This window comes from Cryobacterium luteum (genome assembly GCF_900110125.1).
Lineage (GTDB): Bacteria > Actinomycetota > Actinomycetes > Actinomycetales > Microbacteriaceae > Cryobacterium > Cryobacterium luteum.
The window spans coordinates 83,652-97,506 of record NZ_FOCN01000013.1 but is presented as its reverse complement, the minus strand read 5'-3'; the positions used below and the strand labels follow the sequence as shown (position 1 = coordinate 97,506).

10 protein-coding genes are annotated in these 13,855 nt (G+C 65.7%); 4 read left to right on the top strand and 6 right to left on the bottom strand.

The features are described 5' to 3' along the window. Positions 1 to 1,682, bottom strand: a 1,682-nt coding sequence (locus BMW72_RS18795) for an HNH endonuclease signature motif containing protein (RefSeq protein WP_167361065.1), incomplete at its 3' end; no start/stop codon positions are given. A gap of 284 nt (positions 1,683 to 1,966) precedes the next feature. Then, complete coding sequence (locus BMW72_RS13130) at positions 1,967 to 2,932, bottom strand: TIGR03557 family F420-dependent LLM class oxidoreductase (RefSeq protein ID WP_092111265.1); 966 nt, start codon at positions 2,930 to 2,932, stop codon at positions 1,967 to 1,969. A gap of 196 nt (positions 2,933 to 3,128) precedes the next feature. Here BMW72_RS13130 and BMW72_RS13125 point away from each other — a divergent pair, with 196 nt between their 5' ends. Continuing rightward, on the top strand, positions 3,129 to 3,953 hold the full coding sequence (locus BMW72_RS13125) for a hypothetical protein (protein WP_092111263.1): 825 nt from the start codon (positions 3,129 to 3,131) through the stop codon (positions 3,951 to 3,953). Between the two features lie 73 nt (positions 3,954 to 4,026). Beyond that, positions 4,027 to 4,650, top strand: a complete 624-nt coding sequence (locus BMW72_RS13120; protein ID WP_092111286.1) for a LysE family transporter — start codon at positions 4,027 to 4,029, stop codon at positions 4,648 to 4,650. Positions 4,651 to 4,718: 68 nt separating this feature from the next. On the opposite strand, the gene BMW72_RS13115 is transcribed toward BMW72_RS13120, so the two are convergent. Next, on the bottom strand, positions 4,719 to 6,509 hold the full coding sequence (locus BMW72_RS13115; RefSeq protein ID WP_092111261.1) for an NAD(P)/FAD-dependent oxidoreductase: 1,791 nt from the start codon (positions 6,507 to 6,509) through the stop codon (positions 4,719 to 4,721). A 145-nt stretch (positions 6,510 to 6,654) separates the two neighbouring features. Here BMW72_RS13115 and BMW72_RS13110 point away from each other — a divergent pair, with 145 nt between their 5' ends. Next, positions 6,655 to 7,971 (top strand): sigma-54-dependent transcriptional regulator family protein, encoded by a 1,317-nt coding sequence (locus tag BMW72_RS13110; protein ID WP_092111259.1) that lies wholly within the window; start codon positions 6,655 to 6,657, stop codon positions 7,969 to 7,971. A gap of 70 nt (positions 7,972 to 8,041) precedes the next feature. Here BMW72_RS13110 and BMW72_RS13105 read toward each other — a convergent pair whose 3' ends face one another. Next, entirely contained in the window at positions 8,042 to 9,280 is a 1,239-nt protein-coding gene (locus tag BMW72_RS13105; RefSeq protein WP_198416315.1) for an Acg family FMN-binding oxidoreductase, read from the bottom strand. 73 nt (positions 9,281 to 9,353) lie between these two features. On the opposite strand from BMW72_RS13105, the gene BMW72_RS13100 reads away from it, so the two are divergent. Next, positions 9,354 to 10,331, top strand: coding sequence for an NAD(P)H-quinone oxidoreductase (locus tag BMW72_RS13100; RefSeq protein WP_092111257.1), 978 nt, complete (start codon positions 9,354 to 9,356; stop codon positions 10,329 to 10,331). Positions 10,332 to 10,339: 8 nt separating this feature from the next. Here BMW72_RS13100 and BMW72_RS13095 read toward each other — a convergent pair whose 3' ends face one another. Both BMW72_RS13095 and BMW72_RS13090 read right to left on the bottom strand, forming a co-directional pair. Then, positions 10,340 to 12,007 (bottom strand): GGDEF domain-containing protein, encoded by a 1,668-nt coding sequence (locus BMW72_RS13095; protein ID WP_092111255.1) that lies wholly within the window; start codon positions 12,005 to 12,007, stop codon positions 10,340 to 10,342. Between the two features lie 168 nt (positions 12,008 to 12,175). Then, the gene (locus BMW72_RS13090) at positions 12,176 to 13,840 is read right to left on the bottom strand and encodes an alkaline phosphatase D family protein (protein ID WP_092111253.1); all 1,665 of its coding nucleotides are present in this window, start codon (positions 13,838 to 13,840) and stop codon (positions 12,176 to 12,178) included. Positions 13,841 to 13,855: the final 15 nt, after the last annotated feature.

The window sequence follows — 13,855 nt, the reverse complement described above, 5'->3', positions numbered from 1 at the left end:
AAGTGCAGGTTGGTGGCGGTGGTGGGGCCGCCGAATTGTTTGTCGATGGTGTGGTCGAGGTCGCTGTGCCCGGCGGAGCGGTTGCAGCCGGGGAAGCGGCAGCTTCCGTCGCGCAGGCGGAGGTATTTCTTTAGTGCGGCGGGTACTCGGAAGGGTTCGGCGCTGACGTCGAGGACGATGCCGGTGTGCGGGTGGGTGAGGACGCGCAGGAAGCTTGTTGCGGTGCCGGCCAGCTTGCGGGCGGTTTCGGGGTCGATCGGCCCGTAGCCTTCGAGTTCGCCGGGCTCTTCACTCTTACCCATCAGGGTGAGCACCGGCACGGTGATGTTGACGTTCGCGGTGAGCCCGGCGCCGAGGCCGCTGCCGGTGACGCCCTGCTGAAGCAGGTCAACGGCCACATCAGCGCGTAACTGGCTGAGGGTGCGGGGTTCGTCGGGGCCTTGCAGGCTGATGGCGGCGTCGGTGACGCGGGTGTAGACGGCCTGGAGGTCGTCGCCGGCAGCACGCAGCCACAGCGTGGCCATGCCGTCTTTATCGGGGAAGAACAGCACCTTGCGATCGGACAGGCACTTGGCGCGGCGCACGGTGATGCTGTCGGGGTGGAACCGTTCCCGCAATTTGCGGGCCTTGCCCTCGAACTGCGTTGGCGTGAGGCGCTTGGCGTGCGGCAGCAGCACCGCCTCCAATTCGGCGCGAGCGGGCCGGGGCACGGAACCGAGCTGGTCGAGCACCCGGCGGGCGTGGCGCAGGGAGATCTCTCCGGTGCGGAGTGCGGTAAGAGTATCGGGCCGCTCCACCACTAGTTGGCGGCTCTCCTGCAGCAGCCCGGACGCGGTACCGCCCGGGATGCGCAGCGCGCACGCCATCTCCGCCACGAGGCCCTGCTGCGCGGCGAAGGTCGCATCCCAGTCGTGCTCGTGGCCCGGCCCGGACAGGGGCCGGCCGGTTTCGGCAGTGTTAGTCGTGTAGTCCCACGCCTCGGTGAGAACCTCAGCCTTGCTCGCCTGCGCCCAGCCGATGATCTTCTCGAAGAAGAGCACCCGGTCAACGAACTGCGCCTGATGCCGCTGAAACGGACTCAAGTCATCGGCCAGGCTGCCCTCGGCCGGACTGCCGTTGGCCCGACTGCCGTTGGCCGGACTGCCGTTGGCCGGACTGCCGTTGGCCCGACTGCCGTTGGCCCGACTGCCGTTGGCCGGACTGCCGTTGGCCGGACTGCCGTTGGCCGGACTGCCGTCGGCCGGAAGCGGCGGGCCCGGTTCGTTGTCACTGTCGTGCTCCGTGCGCAGGTACTCGGCGTAGAGGAACTCCTCCCGCAGGTCATCATCGAACAGGCCCGCGGGCGGCACGGCGGCGAACACCTCGGTCAGGTCCAGGCCGGCCGGAATGGGCGGGCCGTCAGGCATCTCACGGCGATAGGACTCCGGGCCGACACATTCCGGACCGACAAGATCTGATAGGAAGGGGTCGGTGCTGAAAGGCTCCGTATCGACATCTTCGAGGGCGTCGTACGGAGCGAACTGACCGAGGCCCTCAGCAATCTCGACCCGCCAGTCTGCCTGGCACCGCGCCCAGAACACTTCGAACTCGGCGCGCTCCTCGGCGGTGGAAGGCCGGTAGCCGTGGGCGGCGAAGAACGGATCGACGAGGCCCGGCTTGGGGGTGTCGCCGCTCTGGCTCATAGAACAAGTGTACCAAGTCCCGCCCCTGAAGTCGAGCGATTCTCACATCTATTGAGATCTCCATGCGAAACTGAATTCGCACGGACAGTTCCTTTTACGAGACCAGTGAGCGTTGCCCCTCGGTCCGGAGCGGGCCACTTTTCTCAAAGTTCACAACGACCTGAAAGGAAATCGGGAGTGCCTGATTGCCATTCGGTAGTGCGGTCACTAGGCGGTCGTCAGCAGGCGGGCATCCGTTTGGCTAGCCAGTTTGCGGTTGTCGAACAAGACCGCTCGACGGCCCGTCATCGGCTGCTCGCCGACACCAGCCGCGGCCGGAGCGTGCGCTCGAAGAAGTCGAAGAAGCCAGCTTGGTCAGGCCCGGCATTCATGAGGGCAACGTGGTCGAAGCCGGCATCCGTGAACTGCCCGATCACCTCGAGGTGCCGTTCCACGTCGGGGCCGCAGGCGAACTGCTCGCGGATGTCTTGCTCACGTACCGTGCCGGCTGCGGCTTCGAAATTGACCGGGTTGGGCAATTCAGCCATGACCTTCCAGCCGGTGACCGACCAAGCGTTCGTCGTGTGGGCCGCCGTCACGGCTGCCTCTTCGGTGCGGGCCCAGGCGAGGGGAGCCTCGCAGAACAGCGGCCCGGTGCCGCCGGCAGCACGATAGCCGTCGACCAGCTCACGCTTCGGCTCCACCGCGAAGAGGCCATCGCCGTGTTTGACCGCCAGGGCGACGGAGCTTGGTCCACTCACGGCCACGGCCATGGTTGGCGCTGTGTCGGGCAGGTCGAAGATTCGGGCGTCTTCGAGCTTGAGGTAGCGACCGTCGTAGTTCTGGTAGCCGCCCTTCCACAGCAGCCGGATGATGTCGAGTGCCTCGTCGAACATGGCGTGACGCTCGCGCACGCCGGGGAATCCACGACCGACGATGTGCTCGTTGAGCCGTTCACCCGATCCGACGCCGAGGGTGAATCGACCGTCGGAGAGCAGCGCGAGCGTGGCGGCGGCCTGGGCGATGATCGCCGGGTGGTACCGCACGCTCGGGCAGGTGACACCGGTGGCGATTTCGAGTGTCGTGGTCTTCGCCGCGATCGCGCTCAGCACATTCCAGACGAACGGTGAGTGCCCTTGGGCTTCGACCCAGGGATGAAAGTGATCACTCATCTCTACAAAATCAAATCCGACCTGTTCGGCGCGCGCAGCCTGGCGTACGAGTTCCTGCGGCCCGAAGCTCTCGGCGATCAGCTTGTATCCGATTTTCATTCCCGAACAATATGCAGGTCGGCGAGCTGCGGCAAGGCCGTTAAGCATCGGGCAGCACGTCGAGATAATGCGCGTGCGGTTGACGAGATCACGGAGAAATTCCCGCTGAAGCTCGTCGCCGACGACAGAGCGCTGGGAGGCTTTGCTCAGGTACGGCTAGGCACAATAGAAGCCCAGCCAAACCGAAGGGCCCCCAATGAGCAACCTCCAGCGCATTCTGAGCATGGCATCCAAAGCCCTCGACAAGAAGGGGCAGCCGTCCTCCGGCGGGCCAGGCAAGACCGATTGGCGCGAAATGGTGCGCACCGCAGCCGACAAGGTCACCGGAGACAGCCGACCCGCGGCGAACAACGCGCAGAGAAGCGCCGCTCCCGTCGCTGCTGCGAAGGCGGCGCCGGCGGTCAGCGCGCAAGACCGTGCGGCCATCGCCCGCTACGACTACCTACTGCAGACCGCGCAGCCCCAGCAGCTCGAGCAGGTGCACCGCGATGCATTCGCGCGCCTCACGCCGGTGCAGCGCGATGAGGTCAACGCGCAGCTGCGCGCCGAGCTGCCCGCTAACGAATACCCGGCATCGGCCAGCCCGGACGACCTGGCCCGGTCGGCCACCCGCGGTGAAGCCCAGAACCCGGGCTTCCTGAAGAAGCTGTTTGCGAAGCCGTCCGGCCGCGGAGTCGGCGGCGCCCTGGCCGGAGCGGGTGTTGCCGCTGTCGGGCTCGGCGCCGGCGGGCTGCTCGCCGCCGTGGCCGGTGGCGCAGTGCTCAGCACTGTGGCCGGGCCCCTTCTGGAACAGGCGGCCGGACTCGGCGTCGATTTTGAGAGCCTCACCGGCGGTCTCGAAGGCATCACCCAGGGCGTCGATGTCGAGAACCTCACCGGCGGTCTCGAGGGAGTCACCCAGGGCGTCACCGACGGCGCGGGCGAGTACGCGACCGGACTGGGCGAGCAGGTGAAAGATCTGGGATCGAACTTCGAGATCCCTGGCCTTTCGGCACTCGGCAACCTGTTTGGCCGCGAATAAGTAGTACCAACGATTCGGCAGCCAGCCGGAGTTGGGCGCCATCGGCACGATGGCGCCCACGCTACGCTGGCATGTGCAACTTTCCCTGTGGCTGGCCCTCGTGGGTGCCGGCGTTCTGATCAGCTTCACCCCCGGCGCTGGTGCGATCAACACCATGAATAATTCGCTGAACAGCGGGTTTCGTCGTTCAATCTGGGGAATTCTCGGGCAGCAGGCCGCCCTCGTCGTGCACATTCTCGTGGTGGCGCTTGGCGTCGGGGTGCTTGTCGCCGGCTCTCCCGCGCTGTTCAACGTGATCCGCTATGCCGGTGCGGCCTACCTGGTGTTTCTGGGCATCCGCTTGCTGCTGCAGAAACCCGACCCGACGCGGGACGTGACGGCAGCCGTGGCGCGGGAGCCGGCGTGGTCGATGTTTCGCCGCGGCCTGTGGGTGAACCTGCTCAACCCCAAGGCGCTCGTGTTCTTTCTCGCGTTCATGCCGCAGTTCATTCGGCCGGACCAACCGCTGCTCCCCCAGTACCTGGTGCTGACCGTGACGGTGATGCTGATCGACGTGGTGGTGATGTGGTTCTTCTTCGCGGTGGCGGCGCGGTCATTTCAGCGCTTCACGAATACGGCCCGCGGGCAGCTGATTCTCAACCGCACTTTCGGCCTGCTGTTCATATCCGTGGCGCTGTTACTGGCGCTGGTGCACTGAGGCATCAGACGCAGTGCTGCCCGCGCGACCGGCAGACCGGACACGCGGGCAGTTGCGGGAAGCCCGACTCAGCGGGTGTAGTGCGACTCCTGTAGTTCGTACACCGGAGTGTCGAGCCCCTCCATGCGCGCCTTGATCTGCAACGCGAGGTAGTTAGAATAGTGCCGGCTCTGGTGCAGGTTGCCGCCGTGAATCCACAATTGGGGAACGTTCGTGGGCTTCCACATATTGCGCAGCTCCCCCTCCCAGGGCCCCGGATCCTTCGGGGTGTCGGAACCGTAGCCCCAGCACCGGCCTACCTGGTCGGCGACCTCCGGCGAGACCAGGTCGGCCAGCCATCCGTTCATCGAGCCGTATCCCGTGGCGTACACAATCAGGTCAGCGTCAAGCTCGGTGCCGTCGGCGAGTACGACGGAGTGCGCAGTTATGCGATCGAGCTGACCGGATTTCACGGCGACCCGACCGTCGATCAGCAGCTGCGAGGCGCCCACGTCAATGTAATAGCCCGATCCGCGGCGCAGATATTTCAGGAACAGACCCGAGCCATCCGTTCCAAAATCCAGATCGAACCCGACATCGCTGAGCTTGGCGTAGAAGTCGGCATCACGCTCGGCCATCTGCTGGAAGACCGGAATCTGCGCGGACGGAAGAATTCGGTAGGGCAGCGACGCGAAGAGCAGGTCGGCCTTCTCGGTGGTCACCCCGTTTGCCAGCGCCTGCTCGGAGTAGAGCCCACCGAGCGCGAGGTCCATGAGCGAGTCACTGCGCGAGATGTGCGTCGAGGAGCGCTGCACCATGGTGACGTCGGCGCCGTGCTCCCACAGGTCGGCGCAGATGTCGTGGGCCGAGTTATTCGACCCGATCACGACGGCCTTCTTGCCGGTGTAGTCGCCCCCGCCGGGGTGCTTCGAGGAATGGTGCTGTTCACCGTGAAAAGACTCGGCGCCGGCAAAGACGGGAGTGTTGGGGTAACCCGAGACACCAAGGGCAAAAACCAGCTGCTTGGGTCGCAGGGTGACCGGCGTGCCGTCTCGCACGACCTGCACCACCCACTCCTGAGCTTGCTCGTCGAAGGTAGCCTTCGTGCATTCGGTACTCGACCAATAGTTGAGCTCCATGATGCTCGTGTAATGCTCGAGCCAGTCGCCGATCTTGTCTTTCGAAGCGAACACGGGCCAGTCCTCGGGAAACTTCAGGTAGGGCAGGTGGTCGTACCACACCGGGTCGTGCAGGTGCAGCGACTTGTAGCGGTTGCGCCACGAATCCCCCGCCCTGGCATTCTTCTCGATCACGATCGTGGGAACGCCGAGGCGGCGCATGCGCGCAGCCAGGCCAATACCGCCCTGTCCGCCGCCCACGATCACACAGTAGGGCTGCTCTTCGTAGCCCAGCCGCGCCTCCTGCGCGGTCTTCTTCTCGAGCCACGACTCTCGCCCCTTGGCGATCTCGTGGGAGACGCCCTGCTCCCTGTTTCGGCCCTTCTTCTCTTCGAAGCCCTTGAGCTCCTGCATCGTGGTGAGCAGGGTGTAGCACAGGCCATCGTTCAGGCGCAGGTGTGCGTAGCCGCGGGCCTGGCCGGTTTCAAAGGTCACCCACGCTTCGACCGCGCCCGCCGCTCCGGTCGCCGGTTCGGCGAGCGCCCAGCTGTGCGGGCGCACCTCGTCGAGGGTGGCGGCGAGCATCCGTTCTATATCAGCCTTGCCCTCGAGGGTTTTCAGATTCCAGGTGAACGACACGAAATCGCGCCAGTAGCAGTCGTCGGCGAACAGCGCCAGGGCGCCGTCGATATCGCGATCTTGCAAGGCCGTGTCGAACCGGGCGAGCCAGTTTTCGACCACGGTGCTTGGTGAGTCGGGCATGTCACTCCTTTGTGAGCCAGCGGAAGGTCACCCCGTTGTCGGACGCGACCTGTATGTTCAAGTACACGGCCGAAGGGGTTACACAGGCGTTACACCCGGTGTTTCTGCTCGGCATGATCGTCGCATCCAATGGAGGAGACAGCGCATGCTCGACGAGCCGAATGCTGTCGTTACCGCCGCTGACCTGCGCTTTTCGTCCCCGCACGACTATGAGCGGATGCTGCGGACCGCCCATGACCTCACCCTGGCCGGTGCGCAACCGCTCGCGCTCACCACCCAGGTGTGGGAGTCCTGGCAGCGTTCCCTGGCTGCCGGCATCAACCCCGACCAGCACCTTCCCCGGCATCTACACGAGGTGTCCGACGTTGTCATGCTGCGTCGCGGACACGCGCTGGAGGGTGTGATGCCTGCGCTCAGCGAGCTTCTGGCCGATGAAAGCTCGGACGGACAGCATCTGCTCGTGCTCACCGACGCGAACGGTGAAGTGCTGTGGCGGGTCGGCAGCCGCGTTGCGTTGCGACAGGCCGACGGGCTGGAGTTCGTGGAGGGGGCCGACTGGTCCGAGGCCGGCGTCGGCACGAACGCGATCAGCGAAGTAGTGCTGAGCGGGCGCGCAGCACAGTTGTTCTCGGCCGAACACCTCGTGCGCTCGCACCACACCTGGGCGTGCACGGCATCGCCCATTCGGGACCCGGATAGTGGCGCGCTGATCGGAATTCTCAACGTGTCCGGGCCGCTCAACACGGTCACGGCCGACAGCATGCGCATGGTCAAGTGCGGGGTGCGGCTCGCCGAAGAGTTGCTGCGTGCGGCCCGACGAGAACCGCCGCGGGGGGCCCGTCCTGCGGCCGGCGAACCCGCGGTCACCGATTCGGCTCCGGTGTCGTTGGAGCTACTCGGTGAGCACCCTGCGGTGCTCGCCGCCGACGGTCGTCGAACGCCGCTGTCACTGCGCCGCGCAGAGATTCTGGCTCTGCTGGAGTCTCGGGATCGCGGCTGGAGCGCCGATGAACTCGCCTACGCCGTGCATGGGGAAACCGGCTCTGCCGCGGCTATCCGCATTGAGATGCACCGTATTCGGCAGGTGCTCGGGAATGCGCTGGAATCCGCGCCGTATCGCCTCGCGCCGGCTCTGCGAGGATCGACGGACGTGGCGCGGGTACTGCGTCTGGTGCGCGACGGGCAGGTGGCTGCCGCCCTCGCGGCCTACACCGCCCCATTGCTGGGTCGATCGACCTGTCCGGCAATCGAACCGCTGCGCGCCGAGCTGACGAACGCGGTGGGGGCATCCGTTCGCGCCAGTGTGAACGTTGCGTTGTTGCGCCGCTGGTGCGCGACCGAGATGGGGAGCGATGACCGCGAGGCGGTGAAAGGGCTTGGGCGCCTGGCGGGTTTCGACGATGCCGGGTACCTGGCATCGTCGGCCCGCCTCCGCCGCATCGACCAGGAGCTCGGCTGCTAGAGCTTCGGAGTAGGCGCTCGACTCTTACGTCAGTACCTGCTGCGGGCGTTCAGGGCGGCCGGCATCCGCTTTAGGGAATGTGCACGAGGTCCGTCGCGTCGCGGCGCATCGACGTGGGGTACTCGACGGTCGGAGTGCCCACGCGCACGAGCATTTGGATGGTTTCGCCGTGGGGCGCGTATTGCTCATGGATGGCCTGGTAGGGCACCGCCATGGTGGGGTATTCCTGCAGTACCTGGCTGAGCGGCTGCATCACCAGGCCGAGGCTGCGGGCTCTCAATGAAAACTGTGCAAAGAGCATTCCGGCCTGCACCTGCTCGGTGCGGGTGTTGCCCGCGGTGCTGATGAGACCGTACGCGGCGGTGTGGTCCACGCCCGCCTGGGTCATAGCGATGGCACTTTTTGCACCGGCCTCCTCACCGTTCAGCGAGGGAACGATGGTGATGAGCCCCTGCAGGAGGTACTTCATGAATCCGCTCGTGCCCTGACCTTCAACGGCGAAGCCGGAGCGCGCGTCGTTCTTGGCACCCTCGGTCGAGTGGAATACTGTGGCGCTTTCGGCGGTCGCTGCGGCGAATTCAGTCTCGATCAAGGTCCCCTCAACGCCGAACGCGGCCAGTGCGGCGCGGTCCTGTTCTGCGGATAGCACCTGCAGAGTGGCGCCGTCCCGGCTGAGTGCGGTGAGCTGGTCGGTCTGGGTGGCCGTCAGCGGGGCGTCGGTGTACGGTGCGCGGTTCGTGTCCGACAGGAAGAGCGCGTCAAAGTCGGGTGCGACGGCTTGCGCGTCGGCTGCCAGCGTGATTCGGGCAACCGGCAGGACGCTCATCGAGGCCTCGAGGTCGGTCTCGTCGTATTCACCGTTGGGAAAGAGGTCGAACGTGGCCGCATAGCCAAGGTGGGCCGCGGAGACGCTCAGATACTCGAGAAACGTGCCCTGCGAGACCAGAAGCTGGCGAGCGAGCGGATCGACAGCAGGAGAGAGCCGCGTCGGGTCGGCGAACAGGTAGAGAACGTCGGAGTCAGCCGCGTCGAGTGTGATTGTCCACGGCTGCATGTTGTGCCCGCTCGGCGCGAGTAGTGCCTGGGAGGCGACCTTCAGGCGTGCGTCTTCGAACTGGGCGGAGTATGACGCCGCCCACGGTTGCAGATAGGTGGCCGGTACGAAGATGCCGCCAACCGTGAGCACGACGCCCAAGGCGAGAGTGACGACACCAACGACCGAAGCAGTCGTGATGAGAAGAACTTTTCGTGCCCGGTGCGGTCTGGTGGTGCGCAGCATGGTTACCTTCGGTGCGGAGATGAGGAACACTTCCAGTCAACTCATCCTCCTAAGCTCGTTCTAGTGCCGAAGGTCCTCAGTTGCCTCGGCGTAGGCTGCGGGTATGCGCGCAATCATCGTGAACTCCCCCGGCGGGCCAGACGCACTGACCCTCTCGACCGTGCCCAATCTTGAGGTCGGAACCCACGACATTCGGGTGGAGGTGGCCGCGGCGGGGGTGAACCGAGCCGATATCATGCAGCGGCAGGGCCGGTATCCGTCGCCCGCCGACGCACCGCAGTGGCCGGGGCTTGAAGTCTCCGGCGTGGTCACCGAAATCGGCGACGACGTGACCCGTTTCGGCATTGGAGACCGGGTCTGCGCCCTGCTTCCCGGCGGCGGCTATGCCACCGAAGTCGTGGTGCACGAAGGCCTGGCGCTGCTGGTGCCGCTGTCGATGGACCTCATCGACGCAGCCGCCCTGCCCGAAGCCCTCGCGACGGTGTGGTCGAACGTGTTCATGAGCGGTGAGCTCGCGCCCGGTGAGACCCTGCTCGTGCACGGCGGCGGCAGCGGAATCGGTACGACCGCCATTCAACTCGCCCGCCTGATGGACGCCCACGTAGCCGTCACGGCCGGGTCGGCCAAGAAACTCGCCGTCTGCGGGAGCCTCGGTGCCGAGGTTCTGATCAACTACCGCGAGCAGGACTTCGTGGCCGAGATCAAGGCCGCAACGGAGGGTCGCGGCGCTGATGTCATTCTCGACATCATGGGCGGCTCCTACGCGGCACGCAACATCGAGGCCGTCGCGATCAACGGACGCATCATGGTGATCGCCAACCAGAGCGGCGAACCGGCCACCTTCGACCCGTTCCGGCTCATGCAGAAACGTGCCCGGTACTGGGCCACCACGCTGCGCGCACGCTCCCTGGCCGAGAGAATTCTTATCGTGCGCTCGCTCGAAGCGGCGGTCTGGCCCTTGATTGCGTCGGGCGAGTTCCGACCGGTGATCGACGGCCGATTCTCGTTTGCGACCGCAGCGGATGCGCACCATCGGCTGGAATCATCCGCTCACGTCGGCAAGATCGTGCTCGTGCCCTAGGGCCGACGCTACAGGAGCAGTGACGGGTTGGCGCTACTCCCGTCGGGGCTGTCGAAGTGTATGCGGTCCCGTCCGGTGCGCTTGGCTTCGTAGAGTGCGGCGTCGGCTCGAGCGAGCCAGTCCGGGACGGACTCCTCGTTACCGAGGGCGGCCAGCCCCACGCTGACCGTGCACTCCAGCCCCGGCGCGATGCTGTGCCACTCGTGGTTGCGTACCGCGCTCAGCAGCCGCTCGCAGGCGATGCCCGCCTCGACCAGGTTGGTATCAGCGAACACGATCAAGAACTCTTCGCCGCCCACCCGCACCGCGAGATCAGCGCTGCGGGTAATCGTGCGCAGCATGGCGGCCGTGATCGTCAGTACCTCATCGCCCGTCGCGTGGCCGTGCTCATCGTTCACGCGTTTGAACTGATCGAGGTCGATCATCGCTGCGCACAGTTGCTGCGTTTCCGTGTGCGCCCCCCGAACCATCCACGGCAGTTCGCGATCAAGTCCCCGCCGATTCGCCAGTTGAGTGAGCGGATCGGTGTGGGCCTCATCGAAGAGTTTCTCGGCCCGCAAGCGTTCCACCCGCACTTCCACCTTGGATTTCTCGACCTCGTGGCGTGCCTGTTCGATCTCGATGGTGTTGATGAGCATCTGCGACTGTAGCCCGGCCGTCTGCACGGTCATCTGCAGGGTCACCTCGTGCAACTGCTCGTGGTGCGCGAGCGCTCGGGCGTAGCGTCCGCCGGCCTTATGCATCTCGAAGAGTGAACGGTGCAATTTGGCCAGCAGTGCGGGCTCGTCGTCGACGTCGGGGTTGGCCAGCTGGGCTTCCATCATGGCGGTCGCCTCGTCGAGGTGCCCCGCAGCCCGGGCGAGCTCGGCGAGTTGGGCGTCAATGTCGATCTCAAGACTGCGGTACCCGTGGGTCTTGCTGAGGGCCTTGCCCTGCAGGCCCTGGTCGCGAGCCTCGTCGTGCTGGCCCAAACCCACCAGGAGGCTCACCAGATTTGTGCGGGCAATCGCCTCATGAAAGGGATTCTCGTGCAGCTGCGCCAGGGAAGCCGCCTGCCTCATCAGCACCAGCCCGGCATTCAGCGGCTCAGACGCGTCCTCGCCCCGCGCGAGCATGGCCCGCCCAATGGCCAAATAGGTATCGCCGAGGTTGTTGACGGCCACGAAGCTCGTCTCCGGTTTATGCAGCGTCAGGGCGAGCGCGAGTGCCTGTTTTCCGAGATCCTCGGCCCGCACCGCATCATCCATCGCCCCGTGCACGAGCGACAACCGGGTGAGCGCCCAAAATTCAGCCGTCGGGTTTCCGCACGCCCGCGCCGTTTCACGCGCACCCAGCACGTGGTGCAACGCCGTCTCGTTCAGCGCCGTGTCGGAGAAGGCGAGGGCCAGAGTGCAGTGCACCTTCGACTGCGCCAGCAGGTCACCGTGCGCGGTGTAATACTCCAACGCCAGGAGTCCCTGCTGAACCGAGGTGCGGTAATCACCCAATCGCAGCCGGTGCAACATGAGCAGCTCGCGGGCGTTGGCGAGCTGCCGATCGGTCGCGGTCTGGTCGGCCAGCACCGCCTCGGCCTGCTGAGCTCCCTGGCGATGCTGCCCACTATCTGCCGCCCGCTGACTCTGAGCGAGCAGCTCTTCAATGGCCGCGCCCACCCCGGCGACGTAGGTGCCCAGCATATTCTGCCCCCCCGCTGTTGGCGGCTCGAACGCTCCGAGCGGCGGACCGCGATCACGCGGACCGGAACGAACGAGTCAGCTGACAATTTCTGGCTCTGCTACCAGCATAAACATGCGGGTGCTCTAATGACCGGGTCTAGCCCACATGTGGGGACAGAATGGCTAAGGTTACGGCGCTCGGGGCGTCAGCGTGATTGTCGCAACGGTCTCGACGAGCGGATGCCCGTGGTCGCCGCCCTGCACGACGCCCCGTTCCCAATGAAGCTCAAGCCCGGCGGGAGTGTCCTCCAGGCTCGCGAGGCAATTGTCGAACCAGGGACCCTTGATGCCGGACCAGCGGAACGGCGGCGACGAAACGCCGGCCGAGCGGGCCAGCAGCGCGCTCAGGCGTGTTGCTATCCCGTAGGCGAGCACAGCGGAGAAGGACCGCATGGCTCGGGGAAGCGGATTGCGGATCGGCGAGCAGACGGCCTGAACGATGCGACTGCCCGATGTTCGCTGCACCTCGGACACGGTCGAGTAGTGCACGTCACCCGACAGGAACGTCACCGTCTGTGGGGGCGTTCCGCGCTGGCCGTCGGCCACTTCCGTGGCCATCCGTGCGAGCTGGCGGAAGCTGCGCTGAAAAGCACCCCAATGCTCCAGGTCGACCAACTGACGCAGGCGCTCACCCATCCGCGCGGCCGGTTTGCCCCAGGCACCCTCAGACACGGCTTCATCCCACGCCTCCAGGTGATGGAGCCCGGGCGGCAGCAGGAAGGGCAGGGAGGTACCGACCAGCAGGTGGCGAAAGCCGCCGCGCATCCGCTCGTCGAGCCAGTGGGTTTCGTCTTCGTCAAGCAGGGCGCGTCGGGCAGGTTCCAGTTGCCGAGCTGCGCGGGAGTCGACCACGATCAGGCGAACATCGTTGATGTCGCGGCAGTAACTCCACCGGTAGCTGGTGGGTTCCTGATCGCACCGCTGTGCAAACGCATCGAGCCGGGCACTGATATCGAGTTCGGCGGCGGCGCTGTGGCCGGCGATCTCCCGCCACATCTCGTCGTCGGCTCGTTCGGCGGGCGACATGTTGCCGAGATGCTGGTACACCCAGTAGGAGGCCAACCCCGCAACGATGCGCCCCCGCCACCACGTCGTCGCCTCCATCTCGCGCTTCCAGCTCAGCGAGGTATTCCAGTCGTCGCGAATATCGTGGTCATCGAAAATCATCGCGGTCGGCACGGTAGCCAGCAGCCAACGGTTCGCTTCATCTGACCAGGCCAGGCGGTAGAGGTGCGCGTACTCTTCGAAGTCGGCCAGTTCTTCGCCGGGCGGCTCGCTGATGTCCCGCCGCGCCCGAATGAACTCCTGCATCTTCTCCGTGGTCAGGTCGGCATAGACCTGATCGCCGAGAAAGAGGATCAGATCCGGCCGCGGCACGCCGGTGTTCGGCGAAGCCAGGCGAAGAGCGCTGGCTCGCAGGGCGTCGACGCCGTGCGAGCGGTTGCCGTTTTCGTCGTGGGGAACACTGGTGCGGCAGGAACCAAACGACAGGCGAAGCGCATGCTCGCTCCCCAGGGTCGCGATGACAGAGGCGGGAAACGCGGACTCGGAATCAGGCCACACCAGATTGCCGTCGATCTCCACGGTGTACGGCAGGGTCGAATCGGGGTGCAGGTCGTGCACGTGCACCAGGGCGTAGTGATGGCCGTGCACGGCGAAGGTGCGCGCCGCCCACGAGCGACCAGCGGCCCGCACCACAACCTGACCGGCATCCCGCGTCTCGAACCAGATACTCGCCGAGACAGCGTCGACGTACCGCATCATGGGGCCGAGAATGAGGCGCGAACTCGTCATGAGTCAGTTGTACCG

Excerpts from the sequence above, each read along its gene's own strand:
- BMW72_RS13130 (WP_092111265.1), bottom strand. The coding sequence starts at position 2,932 with ATGAAAATCGGATACAAGCTGATCGCCGAGAGCTTCGGGCCGCAGGAA.
- BMW72_RS13125 (WP_092111263.1), top strand. The coding sequence starts at position 3,129 with ATGAGCAACCTCCAGCGCATTCTGAGCATGGCATCCAAAGCCCTCGAC.
- BMW72_RS13115 (WP_092111261.1), bottom strand. The coding sequence starts at position 6,509 with ATGCCCGACTCACCAAGCACCGTGGTCGAAAACTGGCTCGCCCGGTTC.
- BMW72_RS13110 (WP_092111259.1), top strand. The coding sequence starts at position 6,655 with ATGCTCGACGAGCCGAATGCTGTCGTTACCGCCGCTGACCTGCGCTTT.
- BMW72_RS13100 (WP_092111257.1), top strand. The coding sequence starts at position 9,354 with ATGCGCGCAATCATCGTGAACTCCCCCGGCGGGCCAGACGCACTGACC.
- BMW72_RS13095 (WP_092111255.1), bottom strand. The coding sequence starts at position 12,007 with ATGCTGGGCACCTACGTCGCCGGGGTGGGCGCGGCCATTGAAGAGCTG.
- BMW72_RS13090 (WP_092111253.1), bottom strand. The coding sequence starts at position 13,840 with ATGACGAGTTCGCGCCTCATTCTCGGCCCCATGATGCGGTACGTCGAC.